The sequence below is a fragment of the Brevundimonas naejangsanensis DSM 23858 genome (genome assembly GCF_000421705.1).
In the GTDB taxonomy this organism is placed as follows: domain Bacteria; phylum Pseudomonadota; class Alphaproteobacteria; order Caulobacterales; family Caulobacteraceae; genus Brevundimonas; species Brevundimonas naejangsanensis.
Genome location: NZ_ATXN01000002.1, coordinates 109,918 through 130,954, shown reverse-complemented (window position 1 = coordinate 130,954; position 21,037 = coordinate 109,918). Strand labels below are relative to the sequence as shown.

Below are 21,037 nucleotides of genomic sequence, written 5' to 3'. Positions count from 1 at the left end.
CCCGAAGCCGCCCTCGCTTTAGGCCGCCAGCTACATTCTCAAGCGCCCGGAACGAGAAGACTCACGTCTCCTCGTCCAGGCAAAGCTTACGCTGAATCCGCGCCAAAGCTAATCATCGTTCGTCGTGACAATCGCCTCATATCTTTCCAGATGATAACGAATCTGGGGATCGGACCGATAAGATTGAAGGGATCGAGTTTTATCAATGATCAACACGCTTTCATCGTCTAGCTGGTAAGCAGGCCAGTCTGTCGAACCATTCCTGTTTGGATCGCCAGTCTTTGCAAAGTTCGTCCAGTACTCGCCAAGGAGGTTGGAGATCGCGATATCGTCAGCGTCGCCCTGCCCCTCGCTGAACTGGCTGCCGAACACAAGAGGAACCTCATCGCCATGATTGGCGCCCGGCTGGCGACCCCGACGTTCGCTGGAAAGAAACGCGTAGCGATAGACATAGGCCGCCCGCCCCTGCCGGGCTGTCTCGGCGGCCAGGAATTGAGCGGGCGCGTGGAAAGCCGTGTCAGAGAACCACTTCTGCGCCAATTCCCGATCATCCAGCGAACCATAGACCGCACGCGCCTCGCTCGGATCCTGCCCATGCAGGACGCTATCGAGCGGTAGCGGAAAGCGCGCCGCGACGCCCTCCTCCCAGCTCGTCGAGCCGATCATAAGGGCCGCCGGCTGATTGCGACCTTCGCGAAAGATGCGGCCGGGATTATCCGGCAAAACTCGACCGTCGATGACCGGGATCATGGCGTTCGCCATCTCAGTCTCTGTATAGGCGAGAACATCCTGCCAGGGCAGCGCTCTCAGGCCATCCGCTTCTTTATCCGCCGGAAGGCCCAGGGCCAGCGCCATTGCTGCGCCATCCGCTTCGAGAGACATAGCGGCCGGTGCGGAGCGAGAGAGATAGCGGGGATAGTCAATGCTGACATTGCCGCTCTGAGCGATGGCCTTGTGAAATTTTCCAGCAGACAGCGGCGACGCCATCAAGGCTGTCACTGCAACCGAGCCGGAAGACTGACCGAATATGGTGACATTGTCCGGATCACCCCCGAAGGTCGCGATGTTGGCCTGAACCCAATCCAGGGCCGCCATCATGTCCATCAATCCATAGTTAGCCAAAGGCTCATCGGATTGAGCCGCGGTAAGCGAAGGATGAGCAAAGAGCCCCAGGCGATCCAGGCGGTAGTTGATGGTCACGACCACAACGCCGCGTCGCGCCAGCGCGGAGCCATCGTAAAGAGCGCCTGAACCGAAACGTGCATTACCGCCGTGGATCCAAACCATCACCGGCGCCTTGGTCTGCGCATCCAGTTGCGGGCTGTAGACCGCCAGACTGAGGCAGTCTTCGTCCATGCCGAACGCCGCGACCCTATTTCCCCTCGCAACCGACTGCGGACACGCGGGGCCGTGCCGCGAAGCATCGCGAACGCCGTCCCAGGGATAAGCCGGCGCAGGCGGACGCCAGCGCCCCTCGCCTGCCGTCGAGGCCGCGAAAGGAATTCCGCGAAAAATCGTGACGCCGTCCGCCATGACGCCTCGCAAAACGCCGCTGGACGTCGTCACCTCCGGCGCGCGCGGCGCGACCTCAGCTTGAACACTGTTCGTCGCCAAGAATATCGCCAAGGCCGCTAGGCCGCTCGAAACCCCGACTCGCGTCAACATACAGACACCCCCGAACAAACCACCCTCCATTCACCGCCAGAAAACGAGAAAAACCTGCAAGACTATTATTTTCAGGATGCTTAGATTTTAGGCTCCATGAGCATTTTCAATGACCAATACTTAATAACAGTATAAATGTTGTATTTTGCAGACAAACGAGAAAATTATCTTACGTCCATCGGACGTAGACTACACTGATATTCGATTTTGATTTTTGTCAACTTCCTTTATGCAATTTGTCTGGACAAAGTTTATTCGAGATGACCAAATGACACATCAATGAGTCATTTGGGGGAAAACGCCTCATGAGTGTCTTCAGCCGTGAGTGGGTTTTCGCTGATCGCGCCCAACGAAATGGCGGCATCGGATGGCGCCAAGCGAACGACCTTCCTGGAGGGCGCTCGTTCGTCCCGGAGGCGGCGCAATGACGCTGTCGCGTCGCCTCTTTCTTGCAGCAGGCAGCGCCAGCGTCGGCGCAGCTTCGATAAGGCCAGCAAAGGCGCGAAGCGAGCCGGTGCTGGACGCTGTCGTTATCGGAGCGGGTTTGAGCGGCTTGGCGGCCGCCAGAACCTTGGAATCCGCAGGGGCCCGCGTCGTGGTTCTGGAAGGCGCCTCCCGGGTCGGCGGCCGCCTGTTCACCCTTGATGATTTGCCCGGTCGGCCGGATGCCGGCGGCATCCAGATCGGCAGCAACTATCATCGCCTGATCGGTTTCGCCCGCGAACTGGGCGTGGAACTGGTCCCTGGCGGAGAGTTCGATCGAGCTGCGCTCTATCACGTGCGGGGCGAAACGGTGACGGCGGAGCATTGGCCGAATTCGCCAGCCAATCTTCTGGAAGGCGCTGAACGCAACCTTCCCCCGATCGCGCTCAGCGGCCTGTACGCCCGGCGCCTTCCCGGCCTGTCCAGTGTGGACTCCTGGCGAGGTGAAGAAGGCAGAAAACTCGATGTCGCCTATGATGCAGCTTTGAGAGCGGCGGGCGCCAGCGAGGAAGCTGTGCGCTTAATCGCAGCCAATCTCGATCGACACGGCATGGGCGCCTACTCAGCTCTGAATGGAGCCCGCTCAGCGACCTTCTATGCGTCAGCAGGCCCCCAGGTCTCGCTCAGCGTGGTCAGCGGCGGCTCTCAGCGCCTGCCTGAGGCCATGGCGGCCGCCATGACTGCTGAACCACGACTGGGCCAGCGCGTGACCGGCATCGAAGAGACTGCACGCGGCGTCAAAATCCACATCGACGGAGGCGCCTCGCTCATCGCCAGGCAGGCCATCTGCACCATCCCCTTCGCCGCGCTTCGCGAAATCAGCGTGGAAGGCCCCTCGTTTCCGGCGATGCGAGACGTCATCGCCACCCTCCCCTACAGCCAGGCCAGCTTCGCCTATCTGTCGGCCAGCGAGCCGTTCTGGAACCACGACGGTCTGCCCCGGATGATCTGGAGCGACGATCCGATGATCGGTCGCGTATTCGTCCTTGGCGATTCTCCCGCCATGCTCAAGGTATGGCTAAGCGGCGCGGACGCTCTTGCGGTGGACCGCATGGCGCCTGCGGACGCCGGGGCGGCCATCATCGCCCGATTGGAAGCTGTTCGCCCTTCGGCGCAAGGCAAGCTGAAGCTGGAACGTCTTTTCAGCTGGAGAAAAGACCCCCTGGCGCGCGGCGTCTATCACCATATCGGCGCCGGTCAGGCCGACATGCTGGCGCGTGCGGTCGTCGCTGAAGGTCAGCGTCTGCATTTCGCCGGTGAGCACATGGCCCGTTCGGCCACCGGCATGGAAGGGGCGCTGGAGTCCGGCGCCCGCGCCGCAGAGACAGTACTCGCCCAACTGTAAACGCCAATGAGTTGGGAGGCTCTTGGCGCTGTCGAAAGAAAACAAAAATACAAAGGAGGAGGAACCCATGAAGTACAAGGCCGCGCTGAGCATATCCGCCGCTGCATTCGCACTTCTTCCTATGACCGCCGCGGCTCAGACGAGCCAGACGGCGTCGCAGGACATCAACACTCAATTCGAAGTCGACGAGGTTGTCGTCACCGCGCGCAAGCAGGCTGAACGACTGTCGGACATTCCACTGGCGATCGCCGCATTCGATGCGAACCGGATTCAGAATGAAGGCATTCAAGACCTCAACGATGTCGCTCGTCTTACGCCCGGCCTGAATTTCACGTCGGTGATCGGCGAGTTCGTGCCTACGCCCATCGTGCGAGGCGTGGCTCAGACGGACCTGTTCGGTTCCGACCCGAACGTCGCCATATTCATTGACGGCGTCTATACAGGCGCTCGTGAGGCGCTGAACTTCGCTCAGGCGGACATCGAGCGTATTGAAGTGGTCAAGGGACCGCAAAGCGCCCTGTATGGTCGCAACGCCTTCTCAGGCGCCATCAACATCATCTCCAAACGACCGTCGGACAGCTATTCAGGCCGGGCCGAGCTGACATACGGCACGCACGGCCGCCTGGCGGTCGTCGGTTCTGTATCGGCGCCGCTGATCAAGGATGTCCTGGCGGTCAAACTGACCGCGTCTCATAGCGAATACGAAGGCAGCCACCGCAACGTGACCGGCGGCCCCACGCTGGGCGGTTACACCTATCGCACTTTTCAGGGGACCACGCGCTTCACGCCGAACGCCGCAACCGAGATCATCGCCGGCCTCTACTACTCCGATGACAAAATCAGCCCCCCGGCAGTGTCCGGACTTAAGCCGAACTGCGAACCCTCAAGGGGCGTGAATCAGGCCTGGTGCGGCGTGCTGCCGACCCTGGACAAGAACGAGTTGAGTTCGCATCCCGACGCCTATGGTCAAACGCGCGAGACTCTCCGTGCATTCCTGGATGCGCGCGTCGATCTGGGCGATTGGCAACTTGGCTGGATTACGGGATACAACGATGTCGAGCTTAGCGCCCTGACAGATGCGGGCCGCGGCATCCAGCCCGTGTACATGTATCGCACCGCGACAGGCGCGATCCGCACCTTTGAGACTGACATACTGCGCGAGGAAGGCACGCCTACCTTCCGCGAATTCAGCCAGGAAATTCGTCTGACCTCGCCCCAGCACGCCGCCGTGCGCGGCAGCATCGGCGCCTACTATTTTTCCGGCACGCAGGTCCGTCCGAACTTTGATGGCGTAATCACCGAACCCCTGCCTGCGGACTTTGCCGCCACCTTCCCGGTTCCAGGTCCCTGGGGCACCTTCTTCGACGGCGTCCACTTCGATAAGACCGTCGAGCGTGAGGTCAAAAACCTGTCGGCTTTCGGCTATCTGGAAGGCGATGTCACAGACAAGCTGACGCTGCGAGGCGAACTGCGGTACGGATACGAACGGCAACACACGACCCGGCCCGCATCGAACATCGGCCAGCCCAGCGCGGCCATAGACAAAACGCTGAGTTTCCGTACCTGGACGCCACGCGTCAGCCTTCAATACAAGCCCAACCGCGACCTGCTTCTCTACACTTCGGCCGCACGTGGCGCGAAGCCCGGCGGCTTCGACCTGAACGCGCCAACCGAGCAGTATGACCCTGAATACAATTGGACCTATGAGGTCGGCGCCAAGGCCAGCCTGCTGAACGCGCGCGTTGTTCTGGACCTCAACGCCTTCTTCATCGACTGGACGCAGATTCAGATTCCGGTTCTGGATCAGACCCAGGCGCCGCCGATCGCCGTGACCCGCAACCTCGGCGACGCAGAGTCCAAGGGCTTTGAAGCCCAGATCAATCTGCGCCCGACGCAAGAACTCAGCGCCAGCCTGGGCGTCTCCTATACCGACGCCACCTACAGCCACGCCATGAACGCCGGCTACGCCAATTTCCCGTCGTTCGGGCCCGACGGCGATGTCAGCGGTCAACGACTGCAGGCCGCTCCCAAGTGGCAACTCACTGGGTCGCTGGGTTACCGCAGGCCTGTGCTGAATGACTACACGGGCTTTTTCCACATCGACGCATCTTATCGGGCCGAGTCCTTTATGGACGCCACCAATCTGACAGTCATTCCCAGCCGCTCTCTGGTCAACGGCCGGTTCGGCATGGAAAACGATCGCTTCCGCTTCGAGGCCTTCGTTGAAAACCTCTTTGATGACCGGCGGCCTACCTTCGCCTTCCGCGATGTGTTCCTGAATAACTACGTCGATGGCGCTTCGGTGGTCTTCCCGCCGCGCATCACGGTCTCCCACCCCAGAGGGCGTGAACTCGGCATCCGCACATCCATGCGTTTCTGAGAAATGGCGGCGCAACTTGCGACACCCCGGTTGCGCCGCCTCCTTCTCCAACGAGCCTCGTCATTTTCCTCATTTCAATTTTGGGATCGCCGCAACGCAAGTTTCCACTTGGCTATGCGTCAAAAATGATCGAACGTGTCAGCATAAGGCCTATTGGTATATCAATTAAAATGGCCGAAAATTAAGGGGAGATCGATGCTTCATTACCGGAATAAGTGCTTTCTGATGCTTTCGGCGGCCGCAGGCGTCCTGACGTTCGGCATGCCTGCTGCGGCTCAGGAGTCCGAACCATCCCGTCCGACCCAAAGCGGCGTCACGGCAGTGAGCGACATCCTGGTCACGGCCCGGCGGCGAGAGGAATCTCTGCAAGACACCCCTCTGGCCATCGCGGCGGTGACGTCGGAAGAACTGAAATCGGCTCGGGTCGAACGTCTGGCGGATCTGGCCAAGATCGCCCCTGGTCTCAGCTTCACTCCCCTGTTCGGCGCCCAGAACCAGCTTCCCATCATTCGCGGCGCTGCCCAGACCTATGGTCAGTTGAACGTGGGCGTGTTCCTGGACGGGGTCTATCTGAGCGGCAAGGCCGGCGTCGATATCGAGATGGCCGACCTGGAACGCATCGAGGTCGTGCGCGGTCCCCAATCGGCCCTCTATGGCCAGAATACCTTCGCCGGCGCCATCAACTACATCAGCGCCCGGCCGTCGGCCGAGCTCAAGGGTCATGTCGAAGGCACGGTCGGCGACAACGGACTGCGCAAGCTGACCGCGGGCGTCAGCGGCCCCATCACCGACACCCTGCGGTTCAGCGCCGGCGCCTACGGCCGTGAATTCGACGGCTGGTACGTCAGCGCCATCGATGGCGGCAAGGTGGATTACAGCCAGACCTATGGCGGAATGCTGACCCTGGATTACGCGCCGACGGATCGTTTCTCAGCCATCCTGCGCCTGACGGCCAGCGATGAGGACTCCGGTCAACCTGCATCCGAAGTCCAGCGCACAAACGCCTATCCCGGCGCGGTGGCCGGGGGTCCGGCCGGCACCATCCGCAACCAGTTGTATGAAGGCGAGATTCAGCCGCTGGGCCGGCGCATCAACGTCAATACCAAGCGGACCACTTTCGAGGTCGGCGACTATGGCACCCGCCAGGACACTTTCCGCGCCAGCCTGGATCTGAACTACGATTTCGACGGCGTCTCGCTGAAGTCGATCACCGCCTACGCCAAGCGCAACGCCGAGTTCACCTATGATGGCGACAACACCATCTGCGACCGCGCGGGCGGTTGTACGAACTTCGGCTATCCCTTCGCGCCGGGCAGCCTGATTCCGGTGGGCACGTCCGGCTTCGCCACCTCTTCAGCTGAAGAGACCTATACCGACTTCAGCCAGGAGTTGCGCCTGTCATCCAACGGCGACGGCCCGCTGAGCTGGCTGGTGGGAGCCTATTATTATGACGGCGACAGCAATGTAATCCAGCGCAGTCTGACCGCGGCGACGGCTGGCGCTTTCGGCTTCCCGAACATCGTCAACACCACCAAGAGCTGGTCGGTGTTCGGCTCGGCCTCCTACGCCTTTACCGACAAGCTGACGGCGACGCTGGAGGCGCGCTATCAGAAGGAAGAACAGACCTATCATCAGGCGCCGACCAGGGCCGGGAGCGACGCTGCGTCCCAGTTCCGCACGGACCTGGAAAAAGACTTCGAGTTCACCACGCCGCGCCTGATCGTCGACTACAAGATTCAGCCCGGCAAGATGATCTACGCCAGTGTGGCGCGCGGCGTGAAGACGGGCGGGTTCAACCCGAACCTCAACATCTTCCCGGACCAGCGCACCTTCGAGCCTGAAACCAGCTGGAACTATGAGGTGGGCGGCAAGTTCGACTGGATGGACCGTCGTCTGCGTACCAATGTCGCCGTGTTCCACACCGACTGGTCGGACCAGCAGGCGGCCTGCCAGAACCCGGCGTCCGCCTTCCCTAACGGCACAACCTCGACGCAGCGGACCTACACCTGCAACGTCGCCGAGGCGAAGGTGACGGGGCTGGAGATGGACGGGTCCTTCTACCTGAACGACTATCTCTCGATCGTGGGCAGCTATGCCTGGACCCGCGCGCGCTATGAGAAGTTCGCCGACGCCTCGCTGGACGGAACCCTGGCGGCGCTGGGCCTTCCAGCCTGGGATTTCGACGGGCGCCACCTGCCCTATGTGCCGGATCACAAGATCACCCTGTCGCCGCGTTTTGAAATGGCGGCCTGGGGCGACTATCGCTTCGAAGGGCGGCTGGATGTCCAGCACCAAAGCAAGACCTATGTCCGCGCCGACAACATGCAGTATTTCGGCGCCAAGACGACGGTCGATCTGCGCCTGGCCCTCAGGTCCGATGCTCTGAGCTATCAGTTCTTCATCAACAACCTGCTGGACGACGACACGCCGACGGCGGCCGTACGCTTCTATGATTCCACCAATTTTTCGGTGGCGTCGCCCCTGGTCACCGGCGCCGACCGACGCATGATGGGCGTCAGCCTGGGTTATCAGTTCTAAGACGCTTCAGCCCCGAGGCCTACAGGCCTCGGGGCTGAAGCCCCTGCGCCGCCGACACCGCCGGCGAACCTCTCTGTTGTTGGAGTCGACCTTGAAATCCTATCTGAAGACGACCGCCGCCGCCCTGATCGCCGCCTCGACGTGTTTTGGCGCTCAATCCGCTGCTGCGGCCGATCTTGACCTGAGCCAACCGCGCGATGTCCTGGCGGCGATGCGCAAGATCAACTGCTCGACGATCGACGCCAAGCCCCTTGTCTATCACTGGAGCGGGAACGTGTGGTCGCGGGTCGAGGGCGAGCCTGACCGGCTGATCTTCAAGGTCGAGGGGATGAATGTTCGCCATTGCGCCACGGTTCAGGATCCGGTTCGAGGTCAGGGCTTTCGTCTCGTCTCTCGCGAATTGATGCTGTTCCTCGACCCGGTCACCGGCGAAAAGATCGATCGCTGGAAGAACCCGTGGACGGGGGCTGAGGTCGCCGTGGCCCACGTCGCCAACGACCCCGTGAACCAGAGGCCGTTTTTCGAGCGCGACGCTGAAGGCGGCCCCCTAGCCTCCCCGTTCCGCATCCAGGGCGAGCGCGTCTTCATGGCGGCGGAAATCCCGCTCTTCTACCCCAACCCCCTGGCGGGCGACTATCAGGATTATGTCGGCAATCAGTATCACGCGATGGAGATTTTCGACTTCGCCGCAGACCGCCGCACCTTGATCAGCAGCCGCACGGACACGGCGAACGCCATCCTGTCGTGGGTGCGTATCGCCCCGTGGATGCCCTTCATGAAGATGGGCAGCCGTCCGGGCCTGATGGTGTTCAACGCCATGTCGCAGCCCGTCGATGGCATTGAGGCCCTGCCGCCCGTGCTTCGCAACGCTATCGCCGCCGACTATCCGGCCTATGCCGCTCCGCCGCCGCTGGATGACGCCCGGCCCAACGCCACAAGCTGGACCGTGGCCCGCGAAGGCATCGACGCAGAGCGCCGCGCCTCGCCGCCCCCTGCGCGCCAGGCCGGTCACTGATCATGAAAAAGCCCTCGAAGAGCGATCTTCGAGGGCTTTGAGCATCATCAGACCGAGAAATCAGCCGACGCGCTTTTCCTTGATGCAGGTGCGCTTGATCAGTTCGTCGTTCTCGAACCAGTGCCAGGTGCGGGCGCGATCATTGCCGTCGGCGGAAAGCTGGATCATCTCGTAGAGATACGCATTCGGCATATCCTTGCGCTCCCAGCGCAGCATGATGGTCTGAGAGTCGGCTTCCCAGCAGTTGCCGATGATCCGTTCGTTGTCCCACCAGATCTTGCCGTCGCGATAAGTCGACGGGAAATGGATTTCCTCCGTTCGTCCGTCATCCCAGGTGTAGGTGTTGATCTGATAATATTCGGTGGCGCTCGGAAACTGGCACTGAAGGCGCGATTTGTGACGATCGATCACGTTATTATCGGTATCAACGTGAATATAGACGCCTTCCCAGACGCCTTCGTGGCGCGCCAGAAGGGGCATTTCCTTGCGGAGGTCGGCCATGGTGTTTCCCTCGGTATCTCATTGACGCTGTCGAACGCTCAGCGAATGATATAAAGATATACCCAATAAGACTTTTACGACAAGCCAGGAAGGTGATCCCTTGTCCCATTCTTTTGCCGACGGCGCCCTGCTGCTGAGCATCGCCGATGACGTGGCGCTGCTGACGCTCAACCGGCCGGACAAGCGCAACGCGCTGACCCAGGCGATGTGGCGCGCCCTGCCCCGCGCGATCGAGACGGTCGCGAATGATCCTGCGGCCAAGGTGCTGGCCGTCACAGGCGCGGGCGGCGCCTTTGCTGCAGGCGCCGACATCGGCGAGTTCGAGACCGTCTACGCCACGCGCGACAGCGCCGCCGCATACGCCGCCGAAATCGCCGAGGCGATGGAGGCGCTGGCTGATCTGTCCAAGCCGACGATCGCCGCCATTTCCGGGCCCTGCGTCGGCGGAGGTCTGGGCCTGGCCCTGTGCTGCGACATCCGCATGGCGTCGGAAAAGGCGAAGCTGGGAATCACGCCCGGCAAGCTGGGTCTGATGTACAGCCTGGGCGACACCCGCCGACTGGTTGAGGCCGTTGGACCATCGACCGCGAAGGACATCCTTTACACCGGCCGTATACTGTCCGCTCAGGAGGCCCTTAGCCTTCGACTGATCGACGCCGTCTGCTCGCCGGAGGATCTTGACGGCGCCGTCGCCGCCAAGGCGCAAGCCATCGCCTCGGCGTCGCAATGGTCCGCGCGACGCACCAAGGCCGTTGTTCGGCGGATTCTCGATGGTCAGACTCAGGACGACGATACGACCCGCGCCTGGTTTCTGGACTCGCTGGAGGGCGAAGACTTCCTCGAGGGCCGCGACGCCTTCCTGCAGAAGCGGACGCCGACCTTCCCCTATCGGTAAAGCGTCAACCAGCGAAATCCGGCGGCGTCACGACCGGCGCCGCCAGTATGTCCGCCAGGTCGATCGCGTCAGCCTCGCTCCAGGCCATGACCTGAACGGACAGCGGCAGGCCATCCGCCATCCCCGCCGGAAACGCCGCCGCTGGCAGGCCCGCGACATTGGCCAGGGCAGTGAAGTCCGCCTGGCTGACCGGAACCGCCGCATCAAAGGGAAACGCCGACTGAGGCGCTGTGGGCGACAGCAGGCCCGCATAGTCGGACAGCCGCCCCCTCAGGCGATGAGCCGTCGCCTCCAGCTCACGATAGGCCTTGGCCAGGCGCGGCGCCGACTGACGCGCGCCCCAGGCCAGACCGCCCGCGAACTCCTTTGAAAACCCTTCAGGACGTTCAACCAGAGCCTGCTCGTGGACGACGTGGCCCTCGACTTCGGAGATCAACAGCCCCAGCCGACGCACGGCGCCGAAGTCATAGTCATCCAGACGGATCGTCTCGATCGCCAGTCCCAGGTCGCGGGCCAGCTGGACACGATCCGCAAAGGCGGAAATCACCTGCGGCTCCACCTCGACCTGGCCCGCGAAATCCAGAACGGCCCAGGACGCGTCGCTCGGCGCCGCCCCAGCCTGCCCCTGCATCATCGCCTCGAAAACAAGGCGGCAGTCCAGCGCAGAGCGAGCATGGGGACCGACATTGTCCAGCGTCCACGACAGCGCCATGAGCCCCTCGGTCGAGACCCGCCCCCGTCCCGGCTTCAATCCGAAAATTCCGCAGTAGCCAGAGGGAATGCGGACGCTGCCCATAGTGTCTGTGCCCAGCGCCGCCGCACACAGACCCGCCGCCGCCGCCGCGCCCGAACCGCCTGACGAGCCCCCGGGCGTGAAATCGAACCGATGCGGATTATGACAACGGCCGAAAGCCGGATTGTCGGTCGTGGCGCCCAGCGCCCCCTCATGCATGTTCAACACGCCCAGGATCACAGCGCCCGCCGCCTTCAGCCGCGCCACGCAGGCGGCGTCATGATCTGCAATCTGATCGCGATAGGCCCCTATGCCGGCGTGCAGCGGCAGGCCGACAGCCGCGATATTGGCCTTGATCGCGATCGGGACGCCGTCGAGGGGCGACAGGGGCCGCCCGGACGCCCAGCGCGCGCCGCTGGCCAGGGCCGCCGCCCGCGCGCCTGCTTCATCCACAGCCAGAAAGGCGTTGAGACGCGGGTTCAGCCGTTCGATCCGGCTCAGATAGACCTCGACCGCTTCCGACGGCGTGACGGCGCGCTCTCGGAACAGCGCCGTCACGCCGGCGACGCCCGCCTCGACCACCGGATTGGAAAAGGCCACGGCCGGCGCTCCCTTACTTCTTGAACCGTTCGTCGATCAGGCGGATCGGCTTCTGTCGCACGTCGATCTGGGTCAGGGCGGCGGTGGCGCCGGGCGCGACCAGTTCGATCTCCGGCTCGATGCCGATCTTGCGCTTCAGGATATCGGCGAACGCCTTGGCCGTCGCGGGCGACAGGTCGGTCGCCTCGGCCACGACGATGAAACTGTCGCGATCCTGAGAGTCACGAGTCGCGCGGCAGATGAACTCCTTGGCGAAGGCGGGGTGTTCATCCAGCATCGGCCCCACCCCTTGCGGGAAGATGTTGATGCCGCGGATCTTCACCATGTTGTCCGACCGGCCCATGAAGCCCTCGACCCGGCGGTATTCAACGCCGATGGAGGATTTGCCCGGCTTCCACTGCGTCACGTCGTGGGTGTTGAAGCGGATGATCGGATAGAGGTCGTCCTTGAACAGGCAGGTAGTGACCATGTCGCCGACCCCGCCGTCCTCGATCACCCTGCCGGTGTCGATGTCGCAGACCTCCAAATACTGGGCGTCTTCCTGGACATAGAGGCCGTCGCGGTCCGGTCCCTCGGCGGCGATCAGGCCAGTGTCGCCGACGCCGTACCAGTCGAAGCACTGGGCGCCGCCCCAGGCCTCGCCGATGGCCGCCTTGTCTTCACGGCCCATGTGGCCCGAGATCATCCGCACCGGAATGTCGCGTCCGGGTTCCAGCCCCATCTCGCGGGCCACAGTCGCCAGCTTCTTGATGTAGTCGGCGAAGCCCACGATCACCGTGACGCCGAAGTTCTTCATGATCTCGACCTGCTGCACCGAGCGGGTCTCGACGCCCGTGCCCGCCGACAGGAAGACGGCGCTGGTCCAGTGGGTCACGGCCTCGCGCACATAGTGGCCGCCATTGATCATGCCGTGGCCGTAGACCGAGTGCACGATGTCATCGGGGCGCAGGCCCTGAAAGCGATAGAGGCGCGCCAGGAGGATGTTCTGCACCTCCCGGCTCTTGGGCCCGAACAGCAGGACCTGCGGCTTGCCCGTCGTGCCTGACGTGGTGTGCAGGATAACCGGCGGTCGCTGCTCATAACCCTCGAACCCTGCAAAATCGCCGAACGGCGGCTCCCGGTCCAAGCTGGCCATGATATCCGACTTGTCGAAGATCGGCAGGCGCGGCAGGTCTTCCAGCGAGCGGATATCGCCCCGCTCGATGCCCTTGTCGCCCCACAGGCGGCGATAGAAGTTCGTCTGCCAGGCCCGGTCGACGCAGCGCATGAAAAGCCGGTTCTGATGGGCCGTCAATTCGTCACGACTGACCGTCGTCGCATAGCGGGTGAAGGCGTCGCCGATGGGGTGGTCGGCGGTCAGGCCCTCGGGGGTCATGTCCTGCCAGTAGTGGCGATGCAGGTCGGTCATGCGTCTTCTCTCCCCGCAGCCAGGCGGAAAGCTCTGGCGGCGTCCTCTAACAACTCGAAATCGTCGATCAGCGCCGCCAACGGGGCGTGAACATGCGGCAGGCCGCCGAACCTCAGGCAGGCGGCCGCCTTGGCCATGTGCTGATCACGGCTCAACGGCCAGTCGGGCGCCCCGAACTGGGCCTGAAGCAGCAGGCGCGCCTCCCGCCCGTCAGTGAAGCGGGCGACAGCCTCGGCAGGCGCAAAGGCGGCCGGGTCGGGATTGTCGTTCACGGCCACTTCGATCCTGCGCGCCAGATCCAGCACGGCCGGATCGGCCAAGGAATCCTCTGTGAAATCATCCAACCCGACCGGCCGCCCGCGCATCAGGGTCACGGCCGACAACCAGGCGGCGCACAGGCGGGCATAGGCGACGCTCATGCCTTCCATCGCCGGGCGGCCGACCAGATAGTGGATAATCGGCGGCGCGCTGTAGGTCAGACGTTCCAGCGTCGCAGGCGTCAGACCGTGATCGCGCATCAATATCTCGGTCGCGACGATACAGCCCTGAGCCGCGCGGCCAGTGGGATAGGGCTTCCAACTCACCTCAGCGATGCGGAAGCGGCGCCCCAGATCAGCCAACCCGGCGTCGAGATCGAAACGTCCCTCGAAAAGGGGCAGATAGCCGAACTTGCCGTCGATTGACTGCGCCGGTCCCGGCAACCCCGCGCGCGCCAAGTCCATCGCTGAAACGGCGTTGCGCGCCGCCTGTCCCATCTGCACGGGCAGGGTCGCCTTGCCCTCCACATGGGCCTGCATCGAACCAGAAGCGAACGAAAGGGCGTAGCCGAACGCGTCCAGCGCGACATGGCGCGGAGGCTGGGTCAAGCTGATCAAGGCCGCGACGCAGCCGAAAATTCCCGCCGTCGCCGGGCGGAAAAAGCGCAACGGATCAGACGCGGCGACGCCTAACGCCGCTGAAACATCCACCCCCGCGACCAGGGCCGTCAGCACAGCCTCGCCGGTATAGGGACCGGATCGCTCGACCTCGGCGAACAAGGTCGCGACAATGGTCGCCAACGGATGCACGACCGCCGGTTCGTGGACGCAGTCGAACTCCTGACTGTGAATCTGAAAGGCGTTGACGAAAGCGGCCTGGGGCGCCGGCAACCGCTGGTCTGCCCGCCCGAGAACGGAACACCGGCCTCCTTCGCCCCAGGCTCGGGCGGCGGACAGCACGGCGTCAGCGAACGGAGCGTTGCGCCCCGCGACCCCGACGCACAGGCTGTCGTGCAGGAATGTCTTGGCGGCGGCCTGAGCCGCAACATCGACATCGGTCCACCGCAGGGACAGGGCGTGGTCGATCAAACGCTCTCCGGGATTGGTCATCGCGCGCCCCCGCCCATCGCTGCAATCGCCCAAAGGTCTGTCAGGGTCGCGCCGTCGCCCAGGGCTAGGGCCGCCGCGATCAACTCATCGGCTTCCGCTTCAGCCAGGCCGCCCCAGGCGAACAAGGCGTGCGCCTTGGCGATCAGGGCCGGTTCATCCAGCGGCTTCTCGGGATCGCCCAGCGCATCGGGCGCCTCGGCGCTGACGACGCCGTCGTCGGCCAGAACAGCCTGCGCGACGGCCCCGAAGCGGGCCGGATAGCGGGAGTCGCACCCTGCGTCCCGGCCCAGTTCGATCTGGGCGCGGAGCGCCGCCACAACGGGATCGGAGATGACGTCCATGGTGAAACGCGTCAGGGCGGCGTCGCCATACAGCCAGGCGACGGCCGCCGCGTGCTGCAACGAGAACTTGGCCTCGCCTGAGGTGCGCGGGGTCAGTCGATCGCAAAAGGTCAGGGCGTCGCCATAGGCGCCGATCCGCAAGACTCGCAGGGATCGCCCTGCGGCCTGCTCGCGCAGGGCCAGAACCGCATCTATGGCCGCATGTGCGTGACGACAGGCGGCATGGGGCTTGAAGCTGACCTCATGGATCGCCCACGTCTCAGCGCCGTCCGTAATGTCGTCGGGCGAGCCATCCGGGCACAGCCCTTGAAAAAAGCCGTGCGGCCCCTCGAAAATCTCTAGCGGTCCGGCATAGCCGTCACGCGCCAGAAAGGCCGACGCCAGTCCGTTGGCGGCCGCGCGTCCATCGTGCAGGGCCTTGGTGAAGACCGGCTCATGCCGCACCTGCCACAGACCGAAGGCCTGCTGTCCCGCATTGCCGAGAGCCCAGGCCGTCCGCAACGGATCAAGTCCCAGCACAGACGCCACCCCGGCCGCCGCGCCGAAGCCTCCGCAACTGGCCGTGACATGGAACCGGCTGGCGTGGTGCGGTCCGACGGAGCGACCGACGCGGATCATGGCTTCATAGCCGCGCACTGCGGCGTCCAGAACCGCCGCCCCATCGTCCACGCCCGCCGCGTCCGCGGCCGCCAGAATGGCGGGAAAGATCACTGGCCCCGGATGCAGCAGACCACGCTTGTCCACGTCGTCCATTTCCAGCAGAGCGCCCGCCGGACCATTGGCCAGGGCCGCCGCCTGAGGACCGCAGCGCCGCCCCCGGATCACATGGCACGGCCCCTCGCCTTCCAGCATGGCCAGACGACGCGGCTCAGCCGCGCCGGGCTCAGCCGAGCCTGCGATGGCGCAGGCCAGCCAGTCCAGCAGATGCAGCCTGGCTCTGGCGCGATCGGCGGCCATTGGCGGGTGCGCCAGACGTTCGGCCAGACGCAGGGATAAGCTTTCCCTTTGCCCGGACATAATGCCAAAAGATGATTCCGTCGCACGAAGGTCAGACATGAGCCAACCTCGCTACCGCCAACTGGCCGATTCCTTGAAAGCGGACATTGTTGCGGGCCGTTATCCCGTCGGCAGCCAGCTGCCGCCCGAATATGAGCTGTGCGAGCTGCACGACGTATCCCGCCATACCGCCCGCGACGCCTTGCGCCTGTTGCTGGAAGAAGGACTGGTCGAGCGCCGCCGGGGCGTCGGCACCACCGTTCTTCGTACGCGCGGCTCCCCAGCCTTTGTCCAGCCTCTGGGAGGCGTGACGGAGCTTATGCAGTACGCACGCGAAGCCCGCCTGGAAATCCGCAGCGCGGGACTGCGCCGTCTGGACGCCGACGAACAGAAGCGGCTGGACGTGAAGTCCGACGACGCCTGGCTCATCGTTTCCGGGCTGCGGCGCAACGAAGGCAAGCCGGTCGCCCTGTCCCAGATCTACGTCGCCCCCGCCTATGCAGACATCGCCACCCGACTGCGTGATTGGGACGGCGCCCTGCACGAACTGATCGCACAGGATTTCGGCGTCACAGTCCATCGGATCGAACAGGAGATCGTGGCCCTGCCGCTGGACGCCGAACAGGGACGCATCCTGAAGGCCGAGCGCGGCGGGGCCGCCCTGCAGACCCTTCGTCGCTACTATGACCGCGACGACGCCCTGATGCTGGCGTCGGATACGACCCACCCCGGCGCCCGCTTCGTCTACGCCATGAGCTACAGACGCGACGCCTGATCCACTAAGGCCGACACCGCCCTTCATCGCCAGAAAACCGCATCAGGCTTCGCAGGCTCGCCAGGCAGGCGCGCGTCGATGCGTGCCGGCTCGTTCCGGAATCGCAGCGGCGTACCCACCACCTCATCGCCGTCAGCATCCACGCCGAACATGCCGCGCTGGGCCGTCGCGGGATCAACGAAGGCTTCTTTCAGGGTACGAACCGGCGCGAAGCAGACGTCGCGCCCCTTGAACCAGTTCTCCCAATCCGTCCGCGTCCGGGCGATGAAGGTCTCGCGCAGAAAGGCCCGCAAGGGCTCCTGTTCCGGGCCGGGCGGCAGGGCCGCGACCGCGATCAGATCAGGCCGGTCCAGCGCCGTCAGCAGGTTCGTGGCGAACTTCAGCTCTGAGCCGCCCAGAACGATCCACTGGCCATCGGCGCATTCATAGAGGTTGTAGAAGGCTGCGCCGCCCCAGGACCGCTCGTCCTTGGGATTGTGCGCCTGACCCGTCGCGAAAATGCGGCCCGTGACGTTGGGCGTCCAGGCCAGGGTGCTGTCGTACATGGAGACGTCGAGATAGTCCCCCTGTCCCGTCGTGGTCCGCCGCAGCAGGGCCATCAGCACGCCCGACAGGGCGGCCAGCGAAGAGAAGGCGTCGGCCACCGGCATATGCGGCATGGCGGGCTTGCCGTCCTGTCCTTCGTTGAGCGAGACGACGCCGGCCAGGGCCTGCACCGCGACATCATGCGCAGGCAGATCGCGATAGGCGCCGTCCTGACCAAAGGCGCTGATGGCGCAATAGACGACGCCGGAATTATAGGCGCGCACGGCGTCGTAGCCGACGCCCAGCCGATCAGCCACGCCGGGACGGAAAGCTTCGACGATCACGTCCGCCTCGGCCGCCAGGGCGTGGAAGGCGGCCAAACCCTCGGGCGTCTTCAGGTTCAGACCGACGCTACGCTTGCCCCTGTGGGTGTTGCGGAACCAGACCGAAGCGCCGTTCTTGACGTAGCCGATGTGACGCGTCGGCTCGCCCTCGCCCGGCGGTTCTATCTTGATCACGTCGGCGCCGTGGTCCGCCATCATCAGCGTCAGCATCGGTCCCGGCAGGAACAGGGACAGGTCCAGAACCTTGACGCCTTCCAGCTTCATCAGGCCGCGCCTTCATCCAGCAGTTCGGCGTTGTGCTCGCCCATCAACGGGGCGCGCACGCCCGACGCTCGCCTACCGTCGATCTTGATCGGACAGGCCAGCAGGTGCAGCCCCTCCGGCCGTTCCGGATGGTCGACCACATCGCGCATACCGACCTCGGCGACGTAAGGGTTGTCCAGCGCCTCCTTCAGCCCGCGCACGGGTGCGAAGGGGACCTGGCCGCCCAGAAGGGTCAGCCAGTCGTCGGTCGGCTTCGTCTGCATCACCGCGTCCAGCGCCTCGGTCAGGGCCTCGATGTTCTGTCGGCGCGTCGGAATGTCGATAAAGCGCTGGTCGGCTTTCAGGTCCGGACGCTCGACCACGGTGCAGAAGGCGTCCCAGAATTTGGGCGTCTGGCACATCAGCATGGCCCAACCGTCGGCCGTCCGAACCAGTTGCGACGGAGCGATGGAAGGATGAGCCGCGCGCGGCATCCGCTCGATCTCATAACCCTCGTTCATGGCCCAGGTCGCCGGATAGGAGGTCTGGTGCAGGGCCACGTCGAACAGGGACACGTCTACGTCGCAGCCCACGCCCGTCCGGCGCGCGCCCAGGATCGCCGAGACGACCCCCAGCGCAAAAACCGACCCGGTCATGAAATCGACCATCGACAGGCCAAACCGGATGGGAGGACCGTCTGGCTCGCCCGTCAAGCTCATGAACCCCGCCTCGGCCTGCATCAGATAGTCGTAGCCGGGCCAGGTCTTGCGCGAGTTGTCGCGACCGTAGGCCGACAGGTGGCCGCAGACGATCGACGGCTTGATCGCCTTCAGGTCGTCATGGGTGATCTTCAGCTTGGCGGGCTGATCGCCGCGCAGGTTGTTGACTACGGCGTCGGCGGCGCCGACTAGGCGCTCGAAGGCGGCCCGGCCCTCGGGCGTCTTCAGCTCGATCGTCACCGACTTCTTGCCGCGCGAGAAGGTCTGGAAGAAGTGGCTGTCGTTCTCGCCCAGGAAGAAGGGACCCGTGGCGCGACTGACGTCGCCGCCCATCGACACCGCCTCGATCTTGATGACCTCGGCGCCCAGTTCGCTGAGCAGTTGGGTGCCGTAGGGGCCTGCGCCATATTGTTCGACGGCGACGACGCGGACGCCTTCCAGAGGACGATTCATCAGACCTTGTTCCTGGCGATCAGTTGCTTGGCGATGATGATGCGCTGGATCTCGTTCGAGCCTTCGCCGATGCACATCAGGGGGGCGTCGCGATACAGGCGCTCGACCATGAACTCCTTGGAATAGCCGTAGGCGCCGTGGATGCGCATGGCCTCGGTGGCGACTTCCAGCGCCGTCTCGGAGGCGAAGAATTTGGCCATGCCGGCCTCCATGTCCACACGCTCGCCACGGTCGTAGAGACGCGCCGCATCCTCGACCAGAAGCTCGGACGCGCGGACCTTGGTCGCCATCTCGCCCAGCTTGGTCTGGATGGCCTGATGCTCGCAGATGGGCTTGCCCATCGTCCTGCGTTCCTGGGAGTAGCGCACGGCTTCCTTCAGGCCCCGACGCGCTACGCCGACGCCGCGCGCGGCGACGTTGATGCGGCCGATCTCCAGTCCGCCGGTGGCCATGAAGAAGCCCTGCCCCTCCTCGCCGCCGATCAGGCACAGTTCGGCGTCGCACTCATAGCCGTCAAAGGCGATCTCGCCGGTATCGACGCCCTTGTAGCCCAGCTTGGGCAGTTTGCGGCCCGCCTGCACGCCCGGCAGATGTGCGCGGGTTTCCGGGTCGATCTTGGGCGTGATCAACATGCTCATCCCCTTGTAGCGGGGGTTGGCGTCGGGATCGGTCTTCACCAGCAGGGCCAGACAGTGGCCGTTGACGACGTTGGTGATCCAGGTCTTGGCGCCGTTGACGACGTATTTGTCGCCCACGCGGCGGGCCGTGGTGCGGATGCCCTGAAGGTCGGTGCCCGCGTCCGGCTCGGTCAGGCCCAGACAGCCGCGCAGTTCGCCGGCCGCGAACTTCGGCAGCCAGTAGTCCTTCTGCTTCTGCGTACCGAACTTCTGCACCACGATGCACATCATCAGGTGGGAGTTGAACACGCCCGTCAGGCTCATCCACTCCTCGCTGATCCGCGCCACGATGCGGGAATAGGTCGTCGCCGACAGGCCTAGGCCGCCGTACTCCGGATCGACCAGGGCCCCGAACAGGCCCAGGTCGATCATATCCTGAACCAGTTCCGCCGGATACTCGTCGTCATGCTCCAGCTGCATGGCGACGGGGGCGACCTTCTGCTCCAGCCACTTGTCGATGGCGTCCAGGATGGCGCGTTCGTCGGCCTCAGTGATGTGGGATTCGCTCATCAGTAGTGCCCCACCTTGTCCTCGACGGCGTTGCCGCGCGCGGGGATCAGCAGGTTGCGCTTGAAAGTGCACACGACCTCCCCGCGCTGGTTCTTGCCGATGGTGTTGATGGTGACGATGCCCTGGCCAGGACGCGACTTGCTCTCGCGTTTCTCCAGCACCTCGCTCTCGCCGTAGATGGTGTCGCCGGCGAAGACGGGGGCGGTGAACTTGACCTCGTCCATGCCCAGGTTGGCGATGGCCTTCTGGCTGGTGTCTGTCACGCTCATGCCGATCAGCAGGGCCAGGGTGTAGGGACTGACCACCAGGTTCTTCTTGAACTCCGAAGCGGCCGCGAACTCGGCGTCGAAATGCATCGGATGAGTGTTGAGCGTCAGCAGGGTGAACAGGTGGTTGTCGTATTCCGTCACCGTCTTTCCGGGGCGGTGCTCATAGACGTCGCCGACGACGAAGTCCTCGAAATAGCGGCCGAAGGTCTCGCGATAGCGTTGCGGGCCGACCTGTTTGACGTTCTGGACCATGAT

General features: G+C 64.0%; 16 protein-coding genes. 6 read left to right on the top strand and 10 right to left on the bottom strand.

Going from position 1 to position 21,037, the window contains the following annotated elements:
- Positions 1-108 precede the first annotated feature (108 nt).
- Complete coding sequence (locus H556_RS0100815) at positions 109-1,614, bottom strand: carboxylesterase/lipase family protein (protein WP_162140890.1); 1,506 nt, start codon at positions 1,612-1,614, stop codon at positions 109-111.
- A 418-nt stretch (positions 1,615-2,032) separates the two neighbouring features.
- Between H556_RS0100815 and H556_RS0100810 the strand changes: the two genes are divergently transcribed.
- From H556_RS0100810 to H556_RS0100795, 4 genes are all read left to right on the top strand, one after another.
- Positions 2,033-3,493, top strand: coding sequence for an FAD-dependent oxidoreductase (locus tag H556_RS0100810; RefSeq protein ID WP_081650850.1), 1,461 nt, complete (start codon positions 2,033-2,035; stop codon positions 3,491-3,493).
- A gap of 67 nt (positions 3,494-3,560) precedes the next feature.
- Positions 3,561-5,873 (top strand): TonB-dependent receptor, encoded by a 2,313-nt coding sequence (locus H556_RS0100805; protein ID WP_081650849.1) that lies wholly within the window; start codon positions 3,561-3,563, stop codon positions 5,871-5,873.
- A gap of 225 nt (positions 5,874-6,098) precedes the next feature.
- Positions 6,099-8,411: a TonB-dependent receptor gene (locus H556_RS0100800; protein WP_162140889.1), complete on the top strand. Its 2,313-nt coding sequence runs from the start codon at positions 6,099-6,101 to the stop codon at positions 8,409-8,411.
- Between the two features lie 91 nt (positions 8,412-8,502).
- Positions 8,503-9,426 (top strand): DUF1838 family protein, encoded by a 924-nt coding sequence (locus tag H556_RS0100795; RefSeq protein ID WP_155802381.1) that lies wholly within the window; start codon positions 8,503-8,505, stop codon positions 9,424-9,426.
- Positions 9,427-9,486: 60 nt separating this feature from the next.
- Here the strand turns inward: H556_RS0100795 and H556_RS0100790 are convergent, their stop codons facing one another.
- Positions 9,487-9,927, bottom strand: coding sequence for a hypothetical protein (locus H556_RS0100790; protein WP_024352627.1), 441 nt, complete (start codon positions 9,925-9,927; stop codon positions 9,487-9,489).
- Positions 9,928-10,027: 100 nt separating this feature from the next.
- Here H556_RS0100790 and H556_RS0100785 point away from each other — a divergent pair, with 100 nt between their 5' ends.
- Positions 10,028-10,822: an enoyl-CoA hydratase/isomerase family protein gene (locus H556_RS0100785; RefSeq protein WP_024352626.1), complete on the top strand. Its 795-nt coding sequence runs from the start codon at positions 10,028-10,030 to the stop codon at positions 10,820-10,822.
- Positions 10,823-10,826: 4 nt separating this feature from the next.
- On the opposite strand, the gene H556_RS0100780 is transcribed toward H556_RS0100785, so the two are convergent.
- From H556_RS0100780 to H556_RS0100765, 4 genes are read right to left on the bottom strand one after another with little or no spacing between them, the layout of a single operon-like run.
- Complete coding sequence (locus tag H556_RS0100780; RefSeq protein ID WP_024352625.1) at positions 10,827-12,155, bottom strand: amidase; 1,329 nt, start codon at positions 12,153-12,155, stop codon at positions 10,827-10,829.
- A 13-nt stretch (positions 12,156-12,168) separates the two neighbouring features.
- Positions 12,169-13,563, bottom strand: a complete 1,395-nt coding sequence (locus H556_RS0100775; protein ID WP_024352624.1) for a phenylacetate--CoA ligase family protein — start codon at positions 13,561-13,563, stop codon at positions 12,169-12,171.
- Positions 13,560-14,930: an MmgE/PrpD family protein gene (locus tag H556_RS0100770; protein WP_024352623.1), complete on the bottom strand. Its 1,371-nt coding sequence runs from the start codon at positions 14,928-14,930 to the stop codon at positions 13,560-13,562. The genes H556_RS0100775 and H556_RS0100770 overlap by 4 nt, the downstream gene beginning before the upstream one ends.
- Entirely contained in the window at positions 14,927-16,228 is a 1,302-nt protein-coding gene (locus H556_RS0100765; protein ID WP_051130194.1) for an MmgE/PrpD family protein, read from the bottom strand. The genes H556_RS0100770 and H556_RS0100765 overlap by 4 nt, the downstream gene beginning before the upstream one ends.
- Positions 16,229-16,325: 97 nt before the next feature.
- On the opposite strand from H556_RS0100765, the gene H556_RS0100760 reads away from it, so the two are divergent.
- Complete coding sequence (locus H556_RS0100760) at positions 16,326-17,042, top strand: GntR family transcriptional regulator (RefSeq protein ID WP_024352621.1); 717 nt, start codon at positions 16,326-16,328, stop codon at positions 17,040-17,042.
- A 23-nt stretch (positions 17,043-17,065) separates the two neighbouring features.
- Here the strand turns inward: H556_RS0100760 and H556_RS0100755 are convergent, their stop codons facing one another.
- From H556_RS0100755 to H556_RS0100740, 4 genes are read right to left on the bottom strand one after another with little or no spacing between them, the layout of a single operon-like run.
- The gene (locus H556_RS0100755; RefSeq protein ID WP_024352620.1) at positions 17,066-18,175 is read right to left on the bottom strand and encodes a CaiB/BaiF CoA transferase family protein; all 1,110 of its coding nucleotides are present in this window, start codon (positions 18,173-18,175) and stop codon (positions 17,066-17,068) included.
- Complete coding sequence (locus H556_RS0100750; protein ID WP_024352619.1) at positions 18,175-19,326, bottom strand: CaiB/BaiF CoA transferase family protein; 1,152 nt, start codon at positions 19,324-19,326, stop codon at positions 18,175-18,177. The genes H556_RS0100755 and H556_RS0100750 overlap by 1 nt, the downstream gene beginning before the upstream one ends.
- The gene (locus H556_RS0100745) at positions 19,326-20,513 is read right to left on the bottom strand and encodes an acyl-CoA dehydrogenase family protein (RefSeq protein ID WP_024352618.1); all 1,188 of its coding nucleotides are present in this window, start codon (positions 20,511-20,513) and stop codon (positions 19,326-19,328) included. Before H556_RS0100745 ends, H556_RS0100750 begins: the two co-directional genes overlap by 1 nt.
- Positions 20,513-21,034, bottom strand: coding sequence for a MaoC family dehydratase (locus H556_RS0100740; RefSeq protein WP_024352617.1), 522 nt, complete (start codon positions 21,032-21,034; stop codon positions 20,513-20,515). The genes H556_RS0100745 and H556_RS0100740 overlap by 1 nt, the downstream gene beginning before the upstream one ends.
- Positions 21,035-21,037: the final 3 nt, after the last annotated feature.